This is a genomic window from Bradyrhizobium sp. Ken01, from assembly GCF_055807355.1.
The window spans coordinates 110831-132460 of the sequence record NZ_JBVVPC010000006.1 but is presented as its reverse complement, the minus strand read 5'-3'; the positions used below and the strand labels follow the sequence as shown (position 1 = coordinate 132460).

18 protein-coding genes are annotated in these 21630 nt (G+C 64.6%); 12 read left to right on the top strand and 6 right to left on the bottom strand.

What is annotated here, in order from left to right:
• Nucleotides 1-242: 242 nt before the first annotated feature.
• From AC0L3S_RS08990 to AC0L3S_RS08980, 3 genes are all read right to left on the bottom strand, one after another.
• Nucleotides 243-941 carry an outer membrane protein gene (locus AC0L3S_RS08990; RefSeq protein WP_473278798.1) on the bottom strand — a complete coding sequence of 233 codons (699 nt, stop codon included), beginning with the start codon at nucleotides 939-941 and terminating at the stop codon, nucleotides 243-245.
• A gap of 434 nt (nucleotides 942-1375) precedes the next feature.
• Complete coding sequence (locus AC0L3S_RS08985) at nucleotides 1376-2059, bottom strand: class I SAM-dependent methyltransferase (RefSeq protein WP_473278796.1); 684 nt, start codon at nucleotides 2057-2059, stop codon at nucleotides 1376-1378.
• A gap of 26 nt (nucleotides 2060-2085) precedes the next feature.
• Nucleotides 2086-2544 (bottom strand): Rrf2 family transcriptional regulator, encoded by a 459-nt coding sequence (locus AC0L3S_RS08980; protein WP_473278795.1) that lies wholly within the window; start codon nucleotides 2542-2544, stop codon nucleotides 2086-2088.
• Between the two features lie 144 nt (nucleotides 2545-2688).
• On the opposite strand from AC0L3S_RS08980, the gene AC0L3S_RS08975 reads away from it, so the two are divergent.
• The gene (locus tag AC0L3S_RS08975) at nucleotides 2689-3495 is read left to right on the top strand and encodes a hypothetical protein (protein WP_473278793.1); all 807 of its coding nucleotides are present in this window, start codon (nucleotides 2689-2691) and stop codon (nucleotides 3493-3495) included.
• Nucleotides 3482-4012 carry a type II toxin-antitoxin system VapC family toxin gene (locus AC0L3S_RS08970; RefSeq protein ID WP_473278792.1) on the top strand — a complete coding sequence of 177 codons (531 nt, stop codon included), beginning with the start codon at nucleotides 3482-3484 and terminating at the stop codon, nucleotides 4010-4012. The genes AC0L3S_RS08975 and AC0L3S_RS08970 overlap by 14 nt, the downstream gene beginning before the upstream one ends.
• A gap of 252 nt (nucleotides 4013-4264) precedes the next feature.
• Here the strand turns inward: AC0L3S_RS08970 and AC0L3S_RS08965 are convergent, their stop codons facing one another.
• Nucleotides 4265-6286, bottom strand: a complete 2022-nt coding sequence (locus AC0L3S_RS08965; RefSeq protein WP_473264442.1) for a YgiQ family radical SAM protein — start codon at nucleotides 6284-6286, stop codon at nucleotides 4265-4267.
• A gap of 266 nt (nucleotides 6287-6552) precedes the next feature.
• Between AC0L3S_RS08965 and AC0L3S_RS08960 the strand changes: the two genes are divergently transcribed.
• Nucleotides 6553-6717 carry a hypothetical protein gene (locus AC0L3S_RS08960; RefSeq protein ID WP_007597654.1) on the top strand — a complete coding sequence of 55 codons (165 nt, stop codon included), beginning with the start codon at nucleotides 6553-6555 and terminating at the stop codon, nucleotides 6715-6717.
• Nucleotides 6718-6723: 6 nt separating this feature from the next.
• Here AC0L3S_RS08960 and AC0L3S_RS08955 read toward each other — a convergent pair whose 3' ends face one another.
• Both AC0L3S_RS08955 and AC0L3S_RS08950 read right to left on the bottom strand, forming a co-directional pair.
• Nucleotides 6724-7389, bottom strand: a complete 666-nt coding sequence (locus tag AC0L3S_RS08955) for a GntR family transcriptional regulator (RefSeq protein WP_473278791.1) — start codon at nucleotides 7387-7389, stop codon at nucleotides 6724-6726.
• A gap of 8 nt (nucleotides 7390-7397) precedes the next feature.
• Complete coding sequence (locus AC0L3S_RS08950) at nucleotides 7398-8810, bottom strand: FAD-binding oxidoreductase (protein WP_473278789.1); 1413 nt, start codon at nucleotides 8808-8810, stop codon at nucleotides 7398-7400.
• 179 nt (nucleotides 8811-8989) lie between these two features.
• Here AC0L3S_RS08950 and AC0L3S_RS08945 point away from each other — a divergent pair, with 179 nt between their 5' ends.
• From AC0L3S_RS08945 to AC0L3S_RS08905, 9 genes are all read left to right on the top strand, one after another.
• On the top strand, nucleotides 8990-9874 hold the full coding sequence (locus AC0L3S_RS08945; protein ID WP_473278788.1) for a dihydrodipicolinate synthase family protein: 885 nt from the start codon (nucleotides 8990-8992) through the stop codon (nucleotides 9872-9874).
• Nucleotides 9875-10080: 206 nt separating this feature from the next.
• Entirely contained in the window at nucleotides 10081-12405 is a 2325-nt protein-coding gene (locus AC0L3S_RS08940; protein WP_473278787.1) for a TonB-dependent siderophore receptor, read from the top strand.
• Nucleotides 12406-12468: 63 nt separating this feature from the next.
• Complete coding sequence (locus tag AC0L3S_RS08935) at nucleotides 12469-13662, top strand: PepSY-associated TM helix domain-containing protein (protein ID WP_473278786.1); 1194 nt, start codon at nucleotides 12469-12471, stop codon at nucleotides 13660-13662.
• Nucleotides 13663-13740: 78 nt separating this feature from the next.
• Nucleotides 13741-14973: a rhodanese-like domain-containing protein gene (locus AC0L3S_RS08930; protein ID WP_473278785.1), complete on the top strand. Its 1233-nt coding sequence runs from the start codon at nucleotides 13741-13743 to the stop codon at nucleotides 14971-14973.
• A gap of 98 nt (nucleotides 14974-15071) precedes the next feature.
• Nucleotides 15072-16316: a phosphoglycerate dehydrogenase gene (serA, locus tag AC0L3S_RS08925; RefSeq protein ID WP_473278783.1), complete on the top strand. Its 1245-nt coding sequence runs from the start codon at nucleotides 15072-15074 to the stop codon at nucleotides 16314-16316.
• An 84-nt stretch (nucleotides 16317-16400) separates the two neighbouring features.
• Nucleotides 16401-18062 carry a tannase/feruloyl esterase family alpha/beta hydrolase gene (locus tag AC0L3S_RS08920; protein ID WP_473278781.1) on the top strand — a complete coding sequence of 554 codons (1662 nt, stop codon included), beginning with the start codon at nucleotides 16401-16403 and terminating at the stop codon, nucleotides 18060-18062.
• Between the two features lie 49 nt (nucleotides 18063-18111).
• Complete coding sequence (locus AC0L3S_RS08915) at nucleotides 18112-18585, top strand: MarR family winged helix-turn-helix transcriptional regulator (protein ID WP_473264432.1); 474 nt, start codon at nucleotides 18112-18114, stop codon at nucleotides 18583-18585.
• A gap of 11 nt (nucleotides 18586-18596) precedes the next feature.
• A complete protein-coding gene (locus AC0L3S_RS08910; RefSeq protein ID WP_473278780.1) occupies nucleotides 18597-19367 on the top strand; it encodes an enoyl-CoA hydratase in 771 nt (256 codons plus the stop codon).
• 127 nt (nucleotides 19368-19494) lie between these two features.
• Nucleotides 19495-21576, top strand: coding sequence for a methyl-accepting chemotaxis protein (locus tag AC0L3S_RS08905; RefSeq protein WP_473278779.1), 2082 nt, complete (start codon nucleotides 19495-19497; stop codon nucleotides 21574-21576).
• The last annotated feature ends 54 nt before the right edge of the window (nucleotides 21577-21630 follow it).

Below are 21630 nucleotides of genomic sequence, written 5' to 3'. Positions count from 1 at the left end.
CGCATTGCCCCGTGTTGCTGTCGTGAGCAACTGAAGGTATTTTGGTCGCCTCTCAGCAGAGGCCACACCTTGTTCGGGCTCGGTAATCTTCCGTCACAGGCGTGGAGGTCCGATCATCAGCTGACCTCAAGTAGTTTCTGGAGAGCTTGGCAAAACGCAAGGCGCCAACGCGCGCCAGCCATTCCGGCCTATGAGAAAGGGCCAGCCGTAGGGCTGGCCCTTCAAGTATCTTATGTAAACCGTCAGTAACGAGAAGCCGACGCGGCGCCCCAATTGAACCGGTAGTTCAGGCCGGCCTTGATGGTGTGCTCGTCATTGCGGAAGCCGACGGCGGTAACAACACCAGCGGCGCTGGTGAAGAGAGCGTTGCGCGTGCCGAAGTCGTAGTACTGATATTCGACCTTGCCCGACCAGTTCTGGGCGAACATGTATTCGAGACCACCGCCCACGGTGTAGCCGTCGCGGCCGCCGCCGTTGTTGGTAAAGGTGCCGCCGCCGAAACCGTTCGTAAGGCGGGAGTCAGCCCAGGCATAACCGCCTTTGACGTACAGCAGCGCCGGACCCCAGGTGTAGCCGAGGCGACCGGCGACGGAACCGAGCCCACGGTTGACGAACGGATTGTTATTGGTGTCGAGGAAGCTGTAGTTCGCTTCAATGCCCAGCACCCAGTTCGGCGAGAACTGATGGTCGTAACCGACCTGCACGCCGCCCATGAACACGCCATCGTTGCTGCTGGTGCCGGTGAAGCCGGGGGCCAGAATGTTGTTGCTGCCGCCGAATGCGCCGCCGACGTGACCGCCGATGTAAAAGCCGGTCCAGTTGTAAATCGGCGAGGCCGCCATCGGTGGGGCTTTGGTGTAAGGACGCGCGGCCATATCAGCTGCCGATGCTGTACCCGCCAGGGCGGCGAAAGCGACAGTAGCGAGAAGGAACTTTTTCATTTCGAGTCTCTCAGGTTTAAACAACGTGTGCCAAACGCTTAACCCAACTCACCGAATTTGCTGTAGCGCGCCAGACACACGTGTCCGATCTGGGTGTGGAACGCTCTGGTCATTTGTTAATTGAGGAACCGTGAAGATTCGGAACCGGGCATCTGAGCGACAAGTTCCGCGGTTCCGTCATCGCGAAGCACTGATCATTTGAGCATTCCAAAGCCCGGTATGATGCGGGGCTTTTTTGCCGTTCATACTGGAAGCTCATCGACCCGATGTCGCAGCTTGGCCCATCGCTCCCGTTGGCGCGGTATCGCTGCATGTCGGCTCACAAGGTAGATCGGAAGTTTGAAGTCGGCCGCCAGTTCGACCGCTTGTGACTACGCGCCCTGGCGCATCCGGCGTCGCATTGACGCCGGCCGTGTTGACGAAGCCGTGGCGCCTCAGGCGTACGCGACCCAGCCTCGGAAAGTGAAGCCGGTATAGAACAGCGTCGGGTCGGAGAAGCCGGCCTGCCGCAAAATCGCTTCGTCATGCGCGGGCGCGAGAATTTCCAGATGGTTGGTGACTGCGTTCCGCGCGGCCGCCGCCCGGTCCGGCTCGACGCCGGACGCGGCGAGGTACGCGGAGTACCGCGAGAGCCACAGCGGGCGTTCCTCTTCGCCATCGGGCGCGCTCAAATGCGCGACCACGAAAGGCGCGCGCGGCTTGAGCCGGCGGCGGATCTCCGAGGCGATGCGGCGTCGCTCCTCGACATCGACGAAGTGCAGGGTCAACAGGCAGGTAGCGCCGTCGAACGGGCCTTCCGGAGCATCGTCGATGTAGCCCTGATGAAGACGCGCGCGTGGCGCGAACGATCCCAGGGTTTGCCGCGCAAGCCCCAGCATGGCCGCGGACGGATCGACGCCATCGAAGCTCCAGCCTCGATGCGCTTGCGCAAAGGCCTTCAACTCCAGGCCGCCGCCGGCTCCGAGGACGAGGATCTTGGCATCGTCACGCGCGCGCTCGGCCAGAAGGATCGCCGCCATGGACAGCATGGCATTGTAGCCGGGGACGAACCGTGGCGGTCCTTCGGTGTATCTTGCCACCGCTTGCGGATCGGAGAACATGTTCTGAACGTCGGCCATGATGTCGTCCTTGCTGAATGGGCCAATCACGCGCCATGCGCGCTCATGCCCTGAAGCTTTCGGGAGCCGAGGCGTTTGCGCAGATCATCGCCCAGCATCGCCAGCGTCACCTCGCCAAGGCGCGACAGCAGCAGCGCCTGCGCATCCCCAAAGGCCTGATCGAGGGCGGCATTGACGGACTGCTCGACGAGGCAGCCCGGCGCCTCCGTGCGGTTGCCGATCGCCAGAAGCGAGGGACTGCCGAGCGCGGTGTAGACGTCGCGCAGCGTCACCTTCGTGAGGTCGCAAGCCAGCGTCCAGCCGCCGCCGTGGCCTCTTTCGGAGCGGACGTAACCGAGGTCCCGAAGGCCGGCCATGATCCTCCGGATCACCACCGGGTTCGTATCCATGGCCTTTGCCAGGGTCTCGGACGTGAACGGACCAGGGTGCTGTGCCATGTGCAGCAGAACGTGAAGCACGCCGGATAATCGACTGTCTCTTTTCATGTAACTTTATATGTTACATAACTGCATTCAGGTCAACCGATTTCGGCGCGTGCTCTTCGCTTTCATGGCTGGCAAAAGGCTTGTGTACCAGGCTTCATTCGTCGGGTAATCTCCTTCGAACCCTTACCCATTGTGGTGCGGTTGATGGCTGAAGATGACCGGATCACTTTAATCATTGAGGGCTTGCCCGAGGACAACGGGCAGGTGCGCCTTGGCGCGTTCATGAATCAGCTTCAAAAGCTGAATGCGACCATCACGAAACTGGACCGCGAAGCCAACGACGGAAAGCAGGCCACCGTCTATAAGATCGCGGAACTTTCCTACAAAAGCCCCGTGCGGGTTGTCCTAGAGCCGCAAGCGCTTCCTAAGCTCCCATATGTTGGCCACACCATCGTTGAGAGATTGCGCCGCGTAAGTCATGCGCTCGAAAATGGCGATGATCTTTCCGGGTTGGATGCTGACTTACTCGAGGATATTCGCGGTCTCGCCAAGCCCGTGGGGAAGTCCGTCGCCAACGTCACGCTTCTCTTCAACGATCACCGTCTGGATCTGACGCCAAAGATTGCTTCCAAGGTCGATACTGCTCTGGCGGTCGACGAGGAATGTATCGGTGCGATTGAAGGCATGTTAGAGCAGATAAATTTGCACGACGGCGCGAACGTTTTTTATGTCTATCCTGAGGTCGGACCACGCAAAGTCACCTGCCATTTCTCGCCGGCTTTGTACGACGACGCTGTCTCTGCGGTCGGACGCAAGGTCGAGGTGTACGGTACGCTGCATTATCGGAGCGGTGCCACGTTTCCACACCAGGTACAGGTAACTCAGATTGAACCGTTCCCGCCTGAGTCTGAATTGCCGGATTGGGACGACGTGCGTGGCATGGCTCCAGATGCCACCGGCGAGTTGAGTAGCGAAGCTTTCATTCGGGAGCTTCGCGATGGCTGGTACTGAACCGGTCTACTACTGGGACTCGTGCCTGTTTTTGGCTTGGATCAAGGATGAAGAACGCCCGACTGGTGATATGGATGGTGTTCGAGAAGTCATCGAACGCACGAAGCGGCGGGAAGCTAAAATTATCACCTCGGTTCTCACAACTACCGAAGTGCTGGAGAGTCGGCTCCCTGCTGGCATGAAGAGCCTCCTAGAGGGGCTCATGAAGCGTGTTATTCGCGTTGGCATGGACATCAAGATCGCGAGGTTGGCGCACGATCTCCGCGACTATTATATGCAACGGACGGCGCAATTTGGGGGCAAGACGCTTGGGGTTCCTGATGCCATCCATTTAGCAACGGGCATACTCAACCGAGTAACTGAGTTTCATACGTTCGACGGGGGCGCCACAGGCAAATCGCTCGGGTTGCTTCCCCTGTCAGGCGATGTTGGCGGCCATAGGCTCATGGTCTGCAAACCACGGGCAAGAAGCCCGCAGCTAGACCTGCGAAAACCGAAGCCCGACAAAACGACCTAGAACCAGCCAAGCGGTTTCACGCCGATCGGGCTTGATCCACCGTGCAATGGCCAATGCGTCCGATGATGGCATCCTGCTCCTGTTTTGCCCGACGGAGCAATGACTTTTTGTCCGGACGGATCAACGTCTCAGCAACGCGCCTAACCCATTGATCCCGCTCATGCCGGCTACTGTGCATGGGGTTGTTTTCGAGGTTTTTGTTTTGAGGGCACGACGGTGCGAGAATGAACCGGACCTGATCCGGCTCGCCCGCTACTTCATCACCCGCAGATTCTTGGTCGTGAACCGCTGCGTCTTGTCGCCGGGACGAACCGGCCGCCGCGTGCCGGCGGCCTTGCCGGTGCCGGGCGGCTGGTGCGCGGGGACCAGCTGGTCGGGGCGCGAGCCGATCAGATCGGCGCGGCCCATCTCTTTCAGGGCTTCACGCAGCACCGGCCAATTGTCGGGGTCGTGGTAGCGCAGGAACGCCTTGTGCAGGCGGCGCTGTCGCAGGCCCTTGATCGCCTCGACCTTGTCGCTGCCGCCGCGCCGCACGCCGCGCAGCGGATTGACGCCGGTGTGGTACATCGCCGTTGCGGTCGCCATCGGCGAGGGCAGGAAGGTCTGCACCTGATCCGCGCGGTAGCGGTTCTTCTTCAGCCACAGCGCGAGGTTCATCATGTCCTCGTCGGTCGTGCCCGGATGCGCCGCGATGAAATACGGGATCAGATAATATTTCTTGCCGGCCTGTTCGGCCGCGGCATCGAACATCCGCTTGAACTGGTTGTAGGCGCCGATGCCGGGCTTCATCATCTTGTCGAGCGGCCCGCGCTCGGTATGTTCGGGCGCGATCTTCAAATAGCCGCCGACGTGATGGGTGACGAGCTCCTTGATGTATTCGGGGCTCTCGACCGCGAGGTCGTAGCGCACGCCGGAGGCCACCATCACCTTCTTGATGCCCTTGGTCTCGCGCACCTTGCGATAGAGCCGGATCAGATCGTCATGCGAGGTGTTGAGGTTCGGGCAGATCTCGGGGAAGACGCAGGACGGCCGCCGGCACGCTGCCTCGACTTTCGGGTCCTTGCAGGCCATCCGGTACATGTTGGCCGTGGGACCGCCGATGTCGGAGATCACGCCGGTGAAGCCGGGCGTCTTGTCGCGGATCTTCTCGATCTCGCGCAGGATCGAGCCCTCGGAGCGGTTCTGGATGATGCGGCCCTCGTGCTCGGTGATCGAGCAGAAGGTGCAGCCGCCAAAGCAGCCGCGCATGATCGTCACCGAGAATTTGATCATGTCCCACGCCGGGATCTTCGCGTCGCCGTAGGACGGATGCGGCGCGCGCGCATAGGGAAGATCGTAGACCGCGTCCATCTCCTCGCTGGTCAGCGGGATCGGCGGCGGGTTGAGCCAGAGGTCGCGGTCGCCGTGACGCTGCACCAGCGGCCGCGCATTGCCGGGATTGCTCTCACGATGCAGCACGCGTGAGGCGCGCGCATAGGCTTCCTTGTCCTGCTCGACCTGCTCCAAAGCGGGCAGCCGGATCACGGTCAAGCCTTTCGTCCGCGAAGCGCCTTCGTCGGCGGAATCGAGATCGTCGGCGTGCAGTTCGACGTAGTCCTCAGGCACGCGGCGGAACAGCGCGACGCCCCTGATGTCGTCGAGCTCGCGCGGCGCCTCGCCGGCGGCAAGACGGTTGGCCACTTCGACGACGGCGCGCTCGGCATTGCCGTAAAGCAAGAGGTCTGCCTTGGCGTCGGCCAGCACCGAGCGGCGCACCTTGTCGGACCAGTAATCGTAATGCGCGATCCGGCGCAGCGAGGCCTCGATGCCGCCGAGCACGACCGGGACGCCCTTGAACGCCTCGCGGCAACGTTGCGCGTAAACGACGGTGCAGCGGTCCGGCCGCTTGCCGCCTTCGCCGCCCGCGGTATAGGCATCGTCGCTGCGTATGCGGCGGTCCGCGGTGTAGCGGTTCACCATCGAATCCATGTTGCCGCCGGTGACGCCGAAGAACACCTTGGGCTTGCCGAGCGCCTTGAACGGCTCGGCCGAATGCCAGTCCGGCTGCGAGATGATGCCGACGCGAAAGCCCTGCGCCTCCAGCAGGCGGCCAATGATGGCCATGCCGAAGCTGGGATGGTCGACATAGGCATCGCCCGTCACCAGAACGATGTCGCAGGCGTCCCAGCCGAGCGCGTCCATCTCGGCGCGGCTCATCGGGAGGAACGGCGCCGGCTTGCGCGGGCGCGCCTGCGCCATCAGGGGTTTTTCGGCGGCGATGATCTGGATGTCCATGGCGCATACGCATAGGACTCCGGGACGGCGAATACAACCGACGGGCACGCGAAAGATCCGGTTCCGCGGCCGGCAGCCCGGGCGTGCGACCGCGTTAACCGTTCGCGGGCGCCGCCATCAGCTGTCTGCACCTTCTCGGGTCACACGCAGGAACCAACTGCCCTCGCGAACATTCTGATGCAGGGTTGCGCCGGGCGCGGCTGGCGCGCGCTCGCCTCCGGGGTCTAATATTGCCTCGATGTTCGCCTCGGGCGGATGGGGGAGCCGTGAGTACAGTTATAGAGAACTTGCTGCTCCGAAAGCAGAAGCTGGTTGAGCAGCTGGAGAAGGCGCCCACGGTCGAGGACCGCGACAAAATCGAACACCAGCTCGAACAGATCAACACCGCCCTGGATTTTTTGGACAGGCCCGGCACGAAAGGCGCGCGGTAGCAGCGCTCAAACGACCTGCAGCGCTTTTGCGTAGACCACGCCCGAATTGGTGATGTGCGTGGTCATCAGCGTCGCGAAGGCGGCGAACTCGCCGCGGGCGAACAGATCGAGCAGCTTGCGATGCTCGTCGAAAGACGTGCGCGTGCGCACGTCGATCGGCGAAGTCAAATTGGTACGCAGTGCTGCGACGCGGCTGGAGGCGAGCTGATAGGATTCGGCGAGATAGCGGTTGCCGCAATGGCTGAACAGCGCCTCGTGGAAAGCGGCATCGGCGCGGCCATAGGCGATATTGTCCCTGGCTGCGATCGCCGGCTCCATCGCCGCGATCGCCTCGCTCATCGTCGTGATCGCACCGGTGCGATCGTGGTGGAAGGCGAGCTCGGCTGCCTTGGGCTCGAGCGCGATCCTGAATGTGCAAAGCGAAGTGATGTCTTCCGCGCTTGGCGTAAAGACAAAACTGCCGACCTGCGGCCGGATCACGACGAGGCCCTGGGCCTGCAGCTGGCCCATCGCCTCACGCACCGGGGTGCGGCTCACGCCGAAGGAGGTTGCCACCATCTCCTCGGAAATGGCGGCGCCGAGCGCGAACTCGCCGTCGATGATGGCTTGACGAAGCCGCTGCATCACCCGCTGCGACAGCGATTTCGGTGCATCGAGCTTCAGCGATCGCATGGTTGCCCTCAGATCACCTTGCCGGGGTTGAGCAGATGATCGGGGTCGAGCGCGGCCTTCAGCGTCCGCATCAGTGCGATCTCGGCCTCGCTGCGGGCATGACCGAGCCACTTCTTCTTCAGCGTGCCGATGCCGTGCTCGGCGGAGACGCTGCCGCCCATCTCGCGCACGAGACCGTAGATGATGGCGTCCATCGCTTCCTTCGGCTGCTGCTCGACGGCAAGCCCGGTCACCCAGGAGACGAGATGCAGATTGCCGTCGCCGATATGGCCGTAATAGACGCTCTCGCAGGCCTCGATGCCGTCGGCCAGCGCCGCCTTGCAGCGCGTGACGAACTCGTCCATCCGCGCCACGGCGAGGCCGATGTCGTAAGAGATGTGCGGCCCCAGCACCTGGCCGAACTCGGCGCAGATGTCGCGCACGCGCCAGAAGCCTTGCGTCTGCGCCAGCGATTGCGCCACGGCGGCGTCGGCGAGCAGTCCGCGCTCCATCAGCTCTTCGAGCCAGCTTTGGAAGCGCGGCGCGTCGAGGCTCTCGTCGGTGCCTTGGGCTTCGACCAGCACGTAGAGGCCGTGGCCTGCGGCGACCGGCGGCTTGACGCCGGCGCGAGTCGTGATCACGTCCCAGTAATCCGGCCACATCACCTCGAACGCCGACAGCAGCGGGCCGAGCCCGCTTCGCGCGGCGCCGAGCAGCGCGATCACCGCGGCATAGTCCTCGAGCGCGCAGAGCGCGGCCATGGTCGAGCGCGGTTTTGGAAACAGCCGCAGCACCACGCGGGTGATGATGCCGAGCGTGCCTTCCGAGCCGATGAACAGATGCTTCAGATCGTAGCCGGCATTGTTCTTCATCAGCTTGTTGAGGCTGGTGATGATGGTGCCGTCGGGCAGCACGACTTCGAGCCCGAGCACCAACTCGCGAGTCATGCCGTAGCGGATCACGCGGTTGCCGCCGGCATTGGTCGAGAGATTGCCGCCGATCGCGCAGGAGCCGCGCGAGCCGAGGTCGAGGGGAAAGAAGAAGCCGGCTTCGTCGGCCGCCTGCTGGATCGTCTGTAGCGGCGTGCCTGCCTTCACCGTCATCGTCATCGAGGCGTGATCGATCTCCTCGATGCCGCTCATGCGCTCCAGCGAGATCGCGACCCAGCCTGCCTCAGGCGATGCGCCGCGGCACAGCCCGGTCAATCCGCCCTGCGGCACGAACGGCAGATGCGCCTGCCCGCAAGTCCGAATCGCATCCGCAACGCCTTGCGCGTCGACCGGGCGGATCACCGCGAGCGGCGTTTGCGGCAGGCTCGCGCTCCAGTCGTTGCAATTGCGCGCGGGCACGTCGGTGCCGACAAGCACAGCAGCCGCGCCGAGCTTGTCGCGCAACGCGCCAAGCAACTGGGTGGGCCGCTCGACGGGGGTCACCATGTTCATGCGAGACCTCCTCGGAATCTGGCTGCGTGTCATGCGCGCCATGACGGGGGAAAGGATTTGCGCCTTTGTTGTATGTAAGGTACAAGGTGGAAAGTAAAGCAAAAACAGCGTTCGGGAAGCCTTCCTCAGATCTTTCGAGATCAGAGGCGTGGTCCGAAGCCACAGCAACGGATGGTGTGATGACGGAGGCAATTCGCGGGTTCTGGGTGGCGTCGGCGACGCCGCTGACGACGGACGGCAGCGTGGACTCCGCAAAGCTCGCGGCCCACGCCAAGCAACTCTTTGGCAAGGGCGTCGACGGTGTCGTGCTGTTCGGCACCACCGGCGAGGGCACCTCCTTCAATGTCACCGAACGGGTCGCGACCATCGAGGCCGTGCTCAAGGCCGGCGTCGCGCCGGACCGAATTGGAATCGGCGGCGGCTTCCCCGCGATCAGCGACAGCATCGCATTGACGCGCGCCGTGCTCGGCCTCGGCCTCCGTCACGTGCTGTATCTGCCGCCTTACTTCGACCGCAGCGTCACCGCTGAAGGCATCGAGGATGCCTTTGCGGCGATCCTCGACGGCGTCGCCGACGATCGCCTGCGTGCCTACCTCTATCATATCCCGCAGATCTCGGGTGTCGCGATCCCGACCGGCGTCGCCGCGAATTTGCGCAAGCGCTACGGCAAGGTCGTTGCAGGTCTGAAAGACTCCAGCGGCGACTTCAAGCAGTTCCAGGCATTCCGTGCCGCCGCGCCCGAGCTCGCCATCACCGTCGGCAACGAGGTTGACATCACCCGCGCGATCGCCGCCGGGGGTGCCGGCACCATCTGCGGCATGGCCAACATCGCGCCGGAGCTGGTCAAGGCAATGATCGACGGCAAGGATGTCGAGGCACGGATGCAGGCTGCCGTGGACATCGTGGTGAAATCACCATCCTTCCTCACGACGCTGAAAGCCATCCTCGCTGCACAGAGGGGCGATGTGAGCTGGCTGCGCGTGCGGCCGCCGCTCCGCGCGTTGTCCGACGGCACCGTGCTCAAGCGGAAGCTCGACGAGCTGACGGCTCCCGCCATCGCGTGAGAACGCGCAAAACCGCGACACGTTGCCGCGCATTCGCGCGCTACGTGTCGCGACCGCTGCGCAATCAATCGAGGATTGCCAAATATCGCGATTAGAGCCTAGAACCATTCAACACTAGAGCGATTCAAGTCCGCTTGCCGTTCTCTTCACGCGCAGCGGCTGTTAGACGCGCCAGCTTCTGCGTCTGACTTGGAAGTGAATCGAAAGTGCGTGTCTATCTGGACGGCCAGCGCGTCAGCGGCCGTCGAACGCCTGCCGGCGAGAGCTGCGCGGGTCTTCTCGTCGGAGCGGCCGTGCTGCTCGCCGAATGTCTCTCCAGCTCGGCGACCGCGCAGGCCCAATCCGCACTGCCGCCGGTGACGGTGGAGGCGCCGGCGCCGCGGCCGAAAGCGGCGCGTGCATCGGAGCAGGCTCCACGGCGCACGCAAACCGCCGCGCGCCAGCGCAATCGCAATCCGGCCCCCGCAGCGCCGACGCTCTCGGAGCGCGCCGCCGCGGAAGCCGCAACGCAACAAGCCGCAAAGCTCGGCTACCGCGCGATGCCGAGCGCAACCACGTTGCGCAGCGGCGCCTCGCCGCTCGACACCTCGCAGGCCGTCAACGTCGTACCCGAGCAGGTGTTGAAGGATCAACTCCCGCGCAACATCGACGACGCGCTCATCAACGTCTCCGGCGTCACCCAGACCAACACGCTGGCCGGCAGTCAGGATGCCGTGATCCGCCGCGGCTTCGGCGATAACCGCGACGGCTCGATCATGCGCAACGGCATGCCGCTGGTGCAGGGACGCAGCTTCAATCCCGCAGTTGAAAGCGTCGAGGTGCTGAAGGGGCCGGCCTCGCTGCTCTACGGCATCATGGATCCCGGCGGCATCGTCAACACCATCAGCAAGCGCCCGGAGCTCTATCAGCATGGCTCGGTCACGCTCCTCGGCTCCGCCTTCAGTGCTTCCAAGACGGGCGCCGACGGCTTGCTCGACGTCACCGGTCCGGTTGGTGACCAGGGCCTCGCCTATCGCTTCATCGGCTACGGCGTCAGCGAGGATTACTGGCGCAATTTCGGCCGCCATCGCGAGATGCTGGTTGCGCCGTCACTGGCCTGGTACGGTCAGGACACCACGGTGCAGCTCAACTACGAGCATCGCGAGTTCATCTACCCGTTCGATCGCGGCACGGCGTTCAATCCGGTGACGAAGGCGCCGCTGGCGGTGCCCACGACGCGCCGGCTCGACGAGCCCTTCAATAACACATGGGGCACGTCGGACCTGATCCAGGCGTCGGTCGAGCACCGCTTCAATCAGGACTGGAAGCTCTACGCCGGCTACAGCTACAACACCGAGACCTTCAGCGCCAACCAGCTCCGCATCTCCACGCTCAACTTTACGACGGGCGTCGAGACCCGCAGCAACGATGGCACGCAGGGCTCGCTCAGCAACGCCAGCTACGGAACGTCCTACATATCCGGGGGCTTCTGGCTCGGCAACATGCGCAACGATGTGGTGTTCGGAGGCGACGGCCAGTATCGCACCATCTACCGGGACAATCTGATCCGGCAGGCAACTCCCGCCTTCAATGTCTACAATCCCGTTTACGGCCTGATCGGGCCGGGAACGACGGTGTCCAATCCAGACAGTGCGCAGACCGACAAGCTCGGCCAATGGTCGATGTTCGTCCAGGATACGCTACATCTGACAGAGCGGTTCGCGTTGGTCGGCGGCGTGCGCTACATGGACTACGACCAGATCGCCGGGCGCGGGAAGCCGTTCGTCACCAACACGAATGTGTCCCAGGACAAGGTGCTTCCGCTCGGCGGCGCTATTTTTAAGCTCACCGACCAGATCTCGCTCTATGCAAGCTACACCGAATCGCTGAAGCCGAATTCGACTATTGCGCCGATCGGCGTTTTGATCGGCTCCAACGTCGCACCGGAAGAAGGCGTCTCATACGAGACCGGCGTGAAGTTCGATCTGAACAAGCGTGTCTCCGGAACGCTGGCGCTCTACGATCTCGACAAGAAGAACGTGCAGACGACGAAGACGAACAGCGCAGGCGTGGTAGAGCTCCACACCGTGGGCCGTGCCCATTCGCGCGGCGTCGAGTTGGACGTCACCGGCAGGCTCACCGATAGCTGGGCCTTGATCGGCAGTTATGGCTACACCGACGCCCGCGTGACGGCATCGGAGGATGCCACTCTCCTCGGTAGGAAACTGCAGAATGTCGCTCTGAACACGGCCTCGCTCTATCTGGTCTATGACTTTGGCACGGCCTTGCCGGGTCAGCTCCGCCTCGGCGGCGGCGCGCGTTATGTCGGTGATCGTCCCGGCGATTCGATCAACTCCTTCTTCCTGCCGTCTTATGTGGTCGCCGATATTTTCGCGACCTATGAGACGAAATACCAGAACACGCCGGTGATATACCAGTTCAACGTCAAGAACCTGTTCGACACCGTCTACTATCCTTCCGCCGTCAACAATCTGAACGTCGCCATCGGCGACGCGCGGCGGGTCTCGCTGTCGGCGACGGTGAAGTTTTAGCGATGGGCATGTCGCGCAGGAACGTCCGTCCGATGATCGCGCCGAGCAGGAGGCGCTGCGCCGATGCGTGAGTCCTGGCGCGCGATCAAGGCGGTCTTGCTTCAGGTCCACTCCATCGCCGGCCTCGTGCTCGCGCTGCTGCTTGCCATGATCGCGCTGACCGGCGCGATCATGAGTTTCGAGGACGAGATCGTCGATCATCTCAACGTCGGCATCATGCAGGTCGCGTCGCGCCAGGCACCGGCGCTGATGCCGGACGAACTGGTTGCGCGCCTGACCGCGATGCAGGACGTCGGCAGGGTCTCCGCCGTCACGCTGGCGAGCGACCCATCCGCCGCGGTGCATGTGCGCTTCGCCCGCGACGAACGAGGCGCGCGGCCGTCCTCGCTCTATGTCGATCCCTATGACGCGCGCGTGTTGGGCGCACCGCGCGGCGAAGAGTTTTTCGCGACCGTGCGCAAGCTGCATCGCTGGCTGTTGATTCCCGGCGACGCCAAGGGCTGGGGGCGTCAGATCACGGGCGTGGCCGCGGTCGGCTTGATCGTGATGCTCATCTCGGGCCTCGTGCTGCGCTGGCCGCGGCGTGCAGGCAGCGTGAAGATGTGGCTGAAGCCCAAGCTCGGTCTCAGCGGACGCGGCCTCCATCGCTCGCTGCACGCGGTGATCGGCACCTGGGTCCTGCCGGTCTATCTGGTGATGACGCTGACCGGGCTGTGGTATTCGTTCGACTGGTACAAGGATGGCGTCGTCTGGTTGCTGTCACGCCCGCAGATCGCCGCCGCGAAGATGCAGCCGAAGATGCCTGCAAAGGCGTCGCGTCCCTCCGGCGCCAGCGAGGCGGCACAGCCGATCGGCTTTGACCGCGCGTGGGCCGCCTTCCAGCGCGAGGAGGGCAGCCGCTTCTCCAAGGCGTTGCTGACGCTGCCCGCCGGCTCGGGCACGGTGATACGGATACGCTCGTGGGGTAAGAATTCCACTCTCGATACCGCGCGCGACGAATTCCGCATCGACGCCGTGACCGGTCAGTTGGTCTCCGCGGAACGCTACGCCGACAAGACGTTTGGCGAGAAGATCATCGCGAACGTGCTCGACATCCACCGCGGCGCGATTCTGGGTTGGCCCGGCAAGCTCGCGTTCATGCTCGCGGCTGTGCTGATGCCGCTGTTCGCGGTCACCGGCGTCCTGCTCTATCTGTCGCGCCGCAGGCTGCGGCGCCCGGCGCAGCCGCGGGTCGGGCAGCTTGTTCCCGGCGAGTGAACGGGCTGTCGCAAAGGCTAGCCAACACTTCTGCAATCGTTCAAAAGCCCATGGCCAATCCTCGTCAGGGTTTACGCCATGAAGCTCACCTCCGTCACTCCCGCCGATATCCGCCGTGCACTGCTGCTCCGCGAGGAGATCGCGCTGCTCGATCTCAGGCACGAAGCTGGTTTCGCGACGGGACATCCGCTGTTTGCCGCCAACATGGCCGCGGACCGGATCGGGATCGAAGCTGAGGTGCGGCTGCCGAGCAAGGACGTGGCGATCGTGCTCTATGATGACGGCGAGGGCCTCGTCACTGCCGGCGCCGACCGGCTGGCCGCGCTCGGCTATACCAATGTCCGCGCGCTCGATGGCGGGCTGAAGGCCTGGCGCGACGCCGGCTATCAAATCTTCGAGGACGTCAACTCCTACTCAAAAGCCTTTGGCGAGCTGGTCGAGTCGCGCCGGCACACGCCGTCGTTCAGTGCCGACGAGGTGGCAAAACTCATCGCGGACAAGGCCAACATCGCCATCCTCGACGTTCGCCGCTTCGACGAATATGCCACCATGAACATTCCGGGCTCGGTCAGCGTGCCCGGCGCCGAGCTGGTGCTGCGGGCAGGGCAGGCGGCACCCGATGCCGACACCACCATCATCGTGAATTGCGCCGGCCGCACCCGCTCGATTATCGGCACCCAATCGCTGATCAATGCCGGCGTGCCGAACAAGGTCCGGGCGCTGCGCAACGGCACCATCGGCTGGACGCTGGCGCGGCATACGCTCGACCATGGTGCTAAAAGGCGTGGCGCGATCGGATCGTTTAACGGCGGCCCGGCTAATGCGCGCGACGTCGCCTATCGCGCCGGTGTGCGCCACATCGACGCGCGCGAGATGTCTGCGCTTGTCGCGCAGACCGATCGCACGCTCTATCGCTTCGACGTGCGTGACGCCGAGGAATATGCCGCCGGCCATCTCCCGGGCTTTCGCCACTATCCCGGCGGCCAGCTCGTGCAGGAGACGGACATGGCGGCACCGGTGCGCGGCGCGCGCATCGTGCTGACCGACGACAAGGGCGTCCGCGCCGACATGACAGCGTCCTGGCTCGCGCAGATGGGTTGGGAGGTCTATGTGCGGGACGGCGGCTATGACGGCGCACTCGAAATCGGCCCGCCGCACGTCCTGCCCAGGCCCGACCCCGCCCACCGTTACCGCCGCCCCTATGAAGGCACCGGCGTCGACGAGCGCGCGATGCAGGCCTATCTCGACTGGGAATATGGTCTGGTCGACCAATTGCGTCTGGACGGAACGCACGGGTTTTACGTGATCTGACGACCGCCCCGCCATCTTCTCCCCGTATCCGAACCCTATTGTGCTGCGCATCCCCCGCGGTCTATGAGCTGCGGCGAAGCTGTACCCACGGAGATTTCATGCCAGCCCCAGGCCAAAGCCCTGAGCGGAACGCGAAGGCGCTGCTGCTCGAAGGCGTCAACGACAGCGCCGTGGACCTGTTCAGAACGGCGGGTTTCACCAATGTCGAGCGCCTGACCAAGGCGCTGGACGGCGAGGACTTGCGGCGGGCGCTCAAGGGCGTGTCGTTGCTCGGCATCCGCTCGCGCACCCAGATCACCGATCAGGTGCTGGAGGCGGCCGACCAGCTTCTCGCCGTCGGCTGCTTCAGCGTCGGCACCAACCAGGTCGATCTGCTGGCGGCGCGCAAGCGCGGCGTTCCGGTGTTCAACGCGCCGTTCTCCAACACGCGCAGCGTCGCCGAGCTCGTGATCGGCGAGATCGTGATGCTGCTGCGGCGCATCTTCCCGCGCTCGGTGTCGGCTCATGAGGGCGGCTGGGACAAGTCGGCGACCGGCAGCCGCGAGGTGCGCGGCCGCACCCTCGGCATCATCGGCTACGGCAATATCGGCTCGCAGCTCTCGACGCTGGCCGAGGCGATCGGCATGCGCGTGATCTATTTCGATCGCACCGACAAGCTCCGCCACGGCAACACCGAGCCGGTCGAGAAGCTGGAGGAGCTGCTGGCGCAGAGCGACGTGGTCAGCCTGCACGTGCCGGAGACGCCGGAGACATCAGGGATGATCGGCGAGAAGGAGCTACGGGCGATGAAGCCCGGCTCGCTCCTGATCAACAACAGCCGCGGCACCGTCGTCGATCTCGATGCGCTGGCGGGAGCTCTGCGCGACGGCCATCTCGCGGGTGCCGCGATCGACGTGTTTCCGGTCGAGCCGTCCTCGAATTCCGATCGCTTCAAGAGCCCGGTGCAGGGCCTCGGCAACGTCATCCTCACCCCGCATATCGGCGGCTCGACCGAGGAGGCGCAGGAGCGCATTGGTGGCGAGGTGGCGCGCAAGCTGGTCGATTTTTTCATCACCGGCTCGACCACGGGGGCGGTGAATTTCCCGGAGGTGCAGCTGCATCTGCGTCCCTCCGGCGCGCGCTTCAGCCACGTCCATCGCAACGTGCCCGGCATGCTGCGCCGGTTGAACGAGGTCTTTCTCCAGCGCGACATCAACATCGCCGCGCAATATCTGGAGACCTCCGGCGACCTCGGTTACGTCGTGCTCGATGCCGACCTCGGCGGCCAGGATTCGGGCGCGCTGCTTGCGCAGATCCGGTCGCTCGAGGGCACCGTCGGTGCGCGGCTGGTGTTTGAGCACTAGCACTGCATTGACGACCGGCCGGAGGGCGCCTTGAATGCGGCCTCCTGGCAGAACGAACGAGAATAGAAAGTACAGGGGGAAACGATGGCGCAAGTGCGTGCGAAGTTGTGTGTATTGCTCGTGGGCGCAGTGACTGCACTGGGCGCGAGCTCCGCCTCGGCAGCGACGCTGGCCGAGGATGCGGACACCGTCTGCAAGGGTCTCGTCGGCAGCATTGACGCCGTAAAGGTGGATTCGGCGACGTTGCTGGCGCCGTCGCAACTGGCCGTGGCCGAACGCGGCCCGACGCCGTCCGGGCGCGTCACGCCCGCCAATCCCGGCTTCTGCAAGCTGCTCGGCCATATCGATCCCACCGATCCCAAGGCGCCGCCGATCAGATTTCAGGTCAATCTCCCCGTCGAATGGAACGGCCGCTCGCTGCAATATGGCGGCGGCGGATTCAACGGCGTGCTGATCACGGGCCTGGCGCTGCCGCCGGCCTATCCCTTCGACAAGCCGTCGCCGCTCGCGCGCGGCTTCGTCACCTACGGCACGGATTCCGGCCACGAATCCAAGCCGGGCGAGCCGCCGCAGCTGTTCGCGCTCAACGACGAAGCCTTCGGGAATTTCGCCCATCGCGCCTACAAGAAGGTGCGCGATGCCGCCGTCGCGCTGATGCAGCGCGCCTACGCCAAAAGACCTGAGAAGATGTATTTCATGGGTTCGTCCGAAGGCGGCCGCGAAGGCCTCACCATGGCGCAACGCTACCCTGATGATTTCGACGGCATCTTTGCCCGCGTGCCCGTCATCAACTGGGTTGGTTTGCAGCATGCCGGCACGCGTTCCGGGCTAGTGACCATGGGTGACGGCTGGATCAATCCCGCCCAGGTGAAGCTCGTGGGCAATGCCGTGCGGGCCGCTTGCGACAAGGCCGACGGCTCCGATGACGCGCTGGTGCAAGATCCCGTGTCCTGCAAGGCGGCGTTCAAGGCGGAGACGCTGCGTTGCGCGAGCGGCAAGACGGGCGATCAGTGCCTCACCGACGCACAGATCAAGGCAATCGAGACCTTGCATGCGACCTACAAATTCCCGTTCCCGCTCGCCAACGGTCTCGACGATTATCCGGGCTGGGGCGTGTCGGGCGAGGATACGCCGGCGGTCGGCCCGACCGGCGGCTGGGTTGCATGGTGGCTCGGCACGGCGCCTCCCGCTCAGCCGCCCGCGCCCAATAACGGCATCGCCTGGATCTACGGCGCCGGCGGCATCCAATATGTGTTCGCGCGCGATCCCAAGCTCGACGTGACGACGTATAAGCCCGAAGAACACAAGGCGCGGCTGCTCGAGGTCTCCAGCCTGATGGATTCAACCGACCCCGATCTCAGCCGCTTTCGCGCTCGCGGCGGGCGGCTGATCATGCTCGAACACATGGCGGACTACGCGCAGAGCCCCTATGCCGGCATCCGTTATTTCGAGAACGTCGAACGCAAGCTCGGCAAGGCCGAGACGGCCGAGTTCGCGCGGCTCTACACCGCGCCCGGGGTCGACCATGTCGGCTCCGGCGCGCCGGCCAATGTCGACATGCTGAGCGTGCTGGTCGACTGGGTGGAAAAGGGCAAGGCGCCCGGCGACCTCGAAGTCGCCGAGCAGAAGGTCGAGGCGCCGTCGTTTGCGACGCTTCGCGCGCTGCCGCTGTGCCGTTGGCCGGCCTGGCCGCACTACAAGAGCGGCCCGGTGACGGCGGCGTCGAGCTTCACCTGCGCGCCGTGACAAGACCAACACGTTTGACAAGAGCCTTGCGCGCCGCTATCTATTTCGCATGCGAAGTAAAGGAGCCGGCGCGGGGCACCATCGGCTGATCTACCTGCTGAGCGTTGCGCAGCGGCGGTTGCAGCGCTGGATGGCGGCGCAGCCTTCGAGCGAGGTCACGCCGGCGCAGGCAGGACTCCTGTTCATCCTGGGCAAGCAGGACGGCGTCCTGATGGGCGAGGCGGGCACGGCGCTCGATCTGGGGCCGGCCGGCATCTCCGGCCTCGTCGACCGCACGGCAGCTGCAAAATTGATCGAGCGGCGAGCCGATCGCGAGGACGGGCGCGCTTGGCGCGTCTGGCTGACGCCGAAGGGCCGTGCAGCGCTCGCACAGGCGAAAACCAACGCGGCACGGGTCAACGCGGCGTTGACGGATGGATTCACCAGTGCGGAGATCGATATCGTCGCGCGCTGGCTGACCAGCATTCGGGACAAGTTTCCAAGAGAACTTTCAACAGAGCTTTCGAAAGATCCAGAGGAATAGAGGAGAGACCCATGACCGAGCACGTCCGGATCGAGAACGACGGCGGAATTCTTGCGCTCACGCTGGCACGCCCCGACAAGAAGAACGCGCTGACGGATGCGATGTACGGCAAGCTCGCCGATGCCATCGAATCCGCCGACTCCGATGCGTCTGCCCGCGTCATCCTGATCCGCGGCGAAGGCGACATGTTCACTGCCGGCAACGATGTCGGCGAATTCGCGGCGGTCGCAGCGGGCAAGTCGGAAGGAAGCCGCAACGTCGTGCGCTTCATCCAGTCGCTGGCGCGCTGCACCCGGCCCTTGGTTGCGGCGGTGCAGGGCCGCGCCGTCGGCGTCGGCACCACGATGCTGCTGCATTGTGACCTCGTCGTGCTTGCCGACAACGCGCAATTGTCGACGCCGTTCGTCAGCCTTGCGCTGGTGCCGGAAGCAGCCTCCAGCCTGCTGATGCCGGCGCGCATCGGCTACGCCCGGGCCTACGAGATGTTCGCGCTGGGCGAGACGGTGCCGGCCAAATCCGCGCTGGAATGGGGGCTCGCCAACCGCGTGGTGCCGCTCGACAGGCTCGATGCCGAGGCGCTCGCGCTGGCGCAGCGTCTTGCCCGTCAGCCGGCCGGCGCCCTCACCGCCACCAAGAAGCTGATGCGCAATGGCGAGGCGCTGGTCGCGCAGATGAATGCCGAGGGCGAGCAGTTCGGATTGCGCCTGCGCACCGCCGAGGCGCGCGAGGCCTTCACGGCGTTCGCAGAGCGCCGCCCGCCGGATTTCTCCAAGGTTGCGTGATATGGGGGCACCGAGCCTCGTCCGGGGGGTGCTCACAGCAATTCGATTAAACTTAACGGAACATTGGCATGTCGCGGGGCAAGGTGGCGCCCGAAGAATAGGCCCCCGACCCCAGGCCCGCGACACCATGGCAATGTTTAAGAAATCGGTAAGTTCGCTTCTCCTGACCTTGATGGCGCTGCTGGCCGCGGGTGCGCTAGCCTCCACGGCGATCCAGATGGTCGGGGCGTTCGGCCGCTATAGCGACAGCCTCGAGACCGCGCGGCTTGCCGCCGCCGACAAGGCGATCTTCCATGGCGTGCTGGCGCTGCGGAACAATCGCGGCGATGCGCAGAGCGCGATCCTCGGCGAGGACGACCCGCGGGCAAAACTCGACGCGGCGGAGAAGGCCGAGCAGGGCGGCTATGACGCTATCGGCGCCGCGCTTGCCACCGTCGACTTCGCCCGCCGCGACGAACTTGCTGGCACATTGAAGCAAGGCTGGAGCGCCGCCTCCCCGCAATTCCAGCTGTTCTACGACGAAGCCAAGCGCCCGCGCGCGGAGCGCAAGATCGAGCGCACCAATTCATGGTATGATGCCGTCACCAAGGTGATCGACACGGCCAACCTTGCCTCCACCGCGGTGTCGAACCGTGCCTGGATGGACGATCCCTTCATCGCCCGCATGATCCAGGTCCGGCGCTTCGCCTGGCAGGTGCGCGACCGTTATGGAATCCATTGTTCGTCCCTTCGCTCCAACGTCAACGGCAGCAAGCCGCTCGACGACGCTCAGAAGCGGTCAGTGGCGCAATGGGATGGCACGATCGCCTCCGGCTGGGCGGGCATGGCCGAGTTGCTGGCCGCGCCCGGCGTGGCGGCGGAGCTGGTGACGGCAGCGGCGGACGCGAAGGCCAAGACCGACGGTGCCCTCAAGCAGATCGGCGACCTCACGAAGAATTTCGACGGCAGCGGCAAGCCCGCGATGCCCGCCTCGGAATGGAATACGCTGTGCCAGTCACCCTTCGCGTCCATCGTCGCGGTGGCGAACAAGGCGCTCGACCAGTCGATCGTCCGGGCGGAAACGGTGCAGGCCAAGGCGCTCACCAATCTCGTCGTGCAGTCGCTCGCGTTCCTGCTCGCGCTGGCCGTGACCCTCACCGGCGTGTACGTGGTCCGCAATCGCCTCATGCGCCCGGTGCGCGCCATCCTGGATGCCATTGCCAAGATCAGCGCTCGCGACTACGCGACGCCCGTCCCGCAATCCAGGCATCCCGACGAGTTCGGCACCATGGCCGCCGCACTCGAAAGCCTGCGCGAGAGCGCGGCGACCGCGGAACGCCTGGGCCGCGAGCGCGAATCGCAGCAGGCGCTGCAGCTTGCCCGCTCCGGCACCGTCGATGCGGCCTGCCGCAGTTTCGACGACACCGTGCAAGCCGTCATTCACAGCGTTGCGGCGTCGACCAAGGAACTCGACGCCACCGCGACCGACGTGCGCTCGCTGGTTTCGGAATCGAGCAGCCAGACCGCGGCGGTCTCGTCCTCCGCCGAGCAGGCCACCAACAATCTCGAGACCATCGCGGCCGCGACCGAAGAACTCTCGGCGTCCGTCGGCGAGATCTCCGCGCAGGTGCAGGCCAGCGCCCGCGAGGCTCGCGAAGCCGTGTCGCAGGCAGCGCAGACCAATGCGACGGTCGAGATCCTCGATCAGACCGCTGGCCGCATCGGCGAGGTCGTGAAGATGATCAACGCCATCGCAGGGCAGACCAATCTGCTGGCGTTGAACGCCACCATCGAAGCCGCGCGCGCGGGCGAGGCCGGCCGCGGCTTCGCCGTGGTCGCCGGCGAGGTCAAGAGCCTCGCCTCGCAGACGGCGACGGCGACGGAAGAGATCTCCCGCCAGGTCGCGGAGATCCAGGGCGCGACGGGCCAGGCGGTCACTGCCATCCGCGCGATCGGCGGCGCGATCAGCGGCATCGACGAGAAGATGACGGCGATTGCCGCCGCCGTCGAACAGCAGCGCGCGGCCACCACCGAGATCTCCCGCAACTTCCAGCAGGCCGCGCAGGGAACCCGCGAGGTCACCGACACCATCGGCAGCGTCGCCAGGCTCAACCAGGAAACGGGCAATGCCGGTTCGGTGCTGTCGGTGTCCGTGTCGAAAATGTCCGCCGACGCCGATCGTCTCCGCGTGGCGGTCGAGGGCTTTTTGGGCGCGGTGAGGACCGCATAACTTCGACAAATCCTTCCTCCCTACGTCGCGCGATCGGCATTGCCGCAGATGCGC

Excerpts from the sequence above, each read along its gene's own strand:
- AC0L3S_RS08970 (WP_473278792.1), top strand. The coding sequence starts at position 3,482 with ATGGCTGGTACTGAACCGGTCTACTACTGGGACTCGTGCCTGTTTTTG.
- AC0L3S_RS08945 (WP_473278788.1), top strand. The coding sequence starts at position 8,990 with ATGACGGAGGCAATTCGCGGGTTCTGGGTGGCGTCGGCGACGCCGCTG.
- AC0L3S_RS08985 (WP_473278796.1), bottom strand. The coding sequence starts at position 2,059 with ATGGCCGACGTTCAGAACATGTTCTCCGATCCGCAAGCGGTGGCAAGA.
- AC0L3S_RS08950 (WP_473278789.1), bottom strand. The coding sequence starts at position 8,810 with ATGAACATGGTGACCCCCGTCGAGCGGCCCACCCAGTTGCTTGGCGCG.
- serA (WP_473278783.1), top strand. The coding sequence starts at position 15,072 with ATGCCAGCCCCAGGCCAAAGCCCTGAGCGGAACGCGAAGGCGCTGCTG.
- AC0L3S_RS08920 (WP_473278781.1), top strand. The coding sequence starts at position 16,401 with ATGGCGCAAGTGCGTGCGAAGTTGTGTGTATTGCTCGTGGGCGCAGTG.
- AC0L3S_RS08990 (WP_473278798.1), bottom strand. The coding sequence starts at position 941 with ATGAAAAAGTTCCTTCTCGCTACTGTCGCTTTCGCCGCCCTGGCGGGT.
- AC0L3S_RS08980 (WP_473278795.1), bottom strand. The coding sequence starts at position 2,544 with ATGAAAAGAGACAGTCGATTATCCGGCGTGCTTCACGTTCTGCTGCAC.
- AC0L3S_RS08915 (WP_473264432.1), top strand. The coding sequence starts at position 18,112 with ATGCGAAGTAAAGGAGCCGGCGCGGGGCACCATCGGCTGATCTACCTG.
- AC0L3S_RS08965 (WP_473264442.1), bottom strand. The coding sequence starts at position 6,286 with ATGGACATCCAGATCATCGCCGCCGAAAAACCCCTGATGGCGCAGGCG.
- AC0L3S_RS08935 (WP_473278786.1), top strand. The coding sequence starts at position 12,469 with ATGCGTGAGTCCTGGCGCGCGATCAAGGCGGTCTTGCTTCAGGTCCAC.
- AC0L3S_RS08930 (WP_473278785.1), top strand. The coding sequence starts at position 13,741 with ATGAAGCTCACCTCCGTCACTCCCGCCGATATCCGCCGTGCACTGCTG.
- AC0L3S_RS08955 (WP_473278791.1), bottom strand. The coding sequence starts at position 7,389 with ATGCGATCGCTGAAGCTCGATGCACCGAAATCGCTGTCGCAGCGGGTG.
- AC0L3S_RS08910 (WP_473278780.1), top strand. The coding sequence starts at position 18,597 with ATGACCGAGCACGTCCGGATCGAGAACGACGGCGGAATTCTTGCGCTC.
- AC0L3S_RS08975 (WP_473278793.1), top strand. The coding sequence starts at position 2,689 with ATGGCTGAAGATGACCGGATCACTTTAATCATTGAGGGCTTGCCCGAG.
- AC0L3S_RS08905 (WP_473278779.1), top strand. The coding sequence starts at position 19,495 with ATGGCAATGTTTAAGAAATCGGTAAGTTCGCTTCTCCTGACCTTGATG.